This window comes from Limimaricola litoreus, from assembly GCF_024159025.1.
Classification (GTDB): Bacteria; Pseudomonadota; Alphaproteobacteria; order Rhodobacterales; family Rhodobacteraceae; genus Limimaricola; species Limimaricola litoreus.
In genome coordinates this window covers 1-1,793 of sequence record NZ_JAMYXC010000227.1, presented here as the reverse complement: position 1 = coordinate 1,793, position 1,793 = coordinate 1, and the positions used below count along the sequence as shown (strand labels likewise).

Annotated in this window: 1 protein-coding gene; it reads right to left on the bottom strand. The window is 70.4% G+C overall.

What is annotated here, in order from left to right; all coding sequences use genetic code 11:
- Positions 1-1,793, bottom strand: a 1,793-nt coding sequence (locus tag NHG85_RS14925) for a transglycosylase domain-containing protein (protein ID WP_253333755.1), incomplete at both ends; no start/stop codon positions are given.

The window sequence follows — 1,793 nt, the reverse complement described above, 5'->3', positions numbered from 1 at the left end:
GCCGCCCGCCGCGAGCGCGACCTCGCGCCAGATCTCCGCCGGAAGGCTGCCGCCGGTGACGTCCTTCATCGGAGAGTTGTCGTCATTGCCGATCCAGACGCCGATCACCAGCCGGTCGGTGAAGCCGATGAACCAGGCGTCGCGGCTGTTCTGGCTGGTGCCGGTCTTGCCCGCGGCAAAGCCGTCGATCGCCGCGCGCTTGCCGGTGCCCTCGGTCACCACCGCGCGCAGCATCGACAGCATCGGGTCGCGGGTGCGGTTGAGCTCGACCGCGTTGGGATCGGCGCCCGAGACCGAGAGCGCCACGCCGGTATCGCCGAGCTTGAGGCTGGCGATGCCGGTGGCGTTGATCGGCGCGCGGCCCGCGAGGATCGCAGCATAGGCCTCGGTCATGTCGATCAGCGACACTTCCGAGGTGCCCAGCGCGAGGCTCGGCGTGCGCGTCAGATCGCCCTCGATGCCGAGCTGGCGCGCCACCTCGATCACCTGGTCGATCCCGACCTCCTGCGCCAGCCGCACCGTGGCAGCGTTGAGCGAGCGGGTGAAAGCCTCGTGCAGGCTCACCACGCCCGCGTAGCGGCCGTTGAAGTTCTCAGGCGCGTAGCCGTCGATGTCGATCGGCTCGTCCGGCAGGCGGGTATCGGGGTCCGCGCCCATCACCAAGGCTGCGAGGAACACCGGCAGCTTGAAGGTCGAGCCGGGCTGGCGCAGCGCGTCGGTTGCGCGGTTGAACTGGCTCTCGCCGTAATCGACGCCGCCGACCATGGCGCGGATGCGACCGTCGGGGGCCATGGCGACGATGGCGCCCTGGCTCGCGCCCAGCTCGGGCCCGCGCTGCGCGATAGCCTCTTGCAGGATCTTCTCGGCCTTGGCCTGAAGCTCCATGTCGAGCGTGGCGGTGACGGTGAGCGGGCCATCCACCGCGCCGGACAGCTCCTGCGCCTCGCCCAGAACCCAGTCAGCGAAATAGCTGCCCGCGCGGGCGGGCGGTGGGGAGGGCACGAGGCTGGCCATTTCCGTGCGGGCGGCCTCGTAGGCGGCCTCGTCGATGCGACCCAGGTCGCGCATCACCGAAAGCACCACGAGGCCGCGCTCGCGGGCGCGCTCCAAGTCGGCCTCGGGGTTGATGACCGATGGCGCACGGATCGAGGCGGCGAGCACCGCCGATTGCGCGAGGCTCAGCTCCTCGACCGGCGTGTCGAAGTAGAGCTGCGCCGCGGCAGGCATGCCCCAGGCGCCGGTGCCCAGATAGGTGGAGTTGAGGTAGAGCTCCATGATCCGGTCCTTGCCGAGCTGGCGCTCCAGCCCCAGCGCAAGGACCATCTCCTGCAGCTTGCGCTTGTAGGTGCGCTCGGGGTCGAGATAGAGCACCTTCACGAGCTGCTGGGTGATGGTCGAGCCGCCCTCGACCACGCCGCCGGCGGAAATGTTGCGCCACATGGCGCGGCCGATCCCCTCGATATCGACGCCCGGATGATCCCAGAAGCGGCGATCCTCGATCGCCGCGACCGCCTGCGGCAGATATTCGGGCATCTCCGACAGCGGCACGTAGCCCGCGCGGTAGGCGCCGCGGGTGAAGAGCGTGTCGCCCGCCTCGTCCTGCACGGTCAGCGTCGGCTCCTCGAGCGGGGGCAGCATATCGGCCAGCGGCATGTCGCGCACCGCCCAGACGAGGATGCCGCCGGCGGTGACGAGGCCCAGAAGCACGAGGAAGGCGAGACCGAAGACCGTGCGCCAGATCCAGCGCGTGGCGCGCACGGTGGCGGCGGGACGCAGCTTGCGCGCGTCGAGCC